General features: G+C 60.1%; 1 protein-coding gene. It reads right to left on the minus strand.

The genetic code is table 11. The features are described 5' to 3' along the window. Nucleotides 1-513 (minus strand): O-antigen ligase family protein (locus ACXJ7R_RS36170; protein ID WP_457155952.1); only part of this gene is annotated, 513 nt, incomplete at its 3' end. Between the last annotated feature and the right edge of the window lie 6 nt (nucleotides 514-519).

The following is a 519-nucleotide window of genomic DNA, read 5'->3' on the forward strand; positions in this document are numbered from 1 at the left end:
TGCCAAGCCTGCCGTAATCGCGCAGGCAAAACCCTGCATATCCGGTGCCGCTGAGTTGCGCTCCAGCAATCGCTGGGCGCGAACGGCGGATTTGAAGGTCAGGGCGACCATGATCACGAACGTCCCCAGCCCCAAGAATCCCGTTTCGCCGAGAACCTGAAACCACGCGCTGTGGGCGGTCAAGGCACGATCGAACCACACGTCGGTATAGGTGTAGAACTCGTCAACGAAGTTGTTTATGCCGACTCCTGTGAAAGGCCGGTCGAGCGCCATATTGATGGCGGCAGACCACGCATAGAGTCTACCACTCGCCGATTCCCCACTCATATCCTCTGCGCCGCCGGACACGCGGTCGGAAAGGTTCATCGCCATGTACAACCCTGCCGCAACGACGGGGATGACGAACAGAAGGATTGTGCGCAACTTCATCACTCGAGTTGCGCTCACAGCCAGGACAGCCACCACCCCGAGCAAGCCGCCGCGACTTTGCGTACAAACCACCCCTGCGGTCACGACCCC

It is taken from the genome of Mesorhizobium sp. P5_C1 (genome assembly GCF_054049815.1).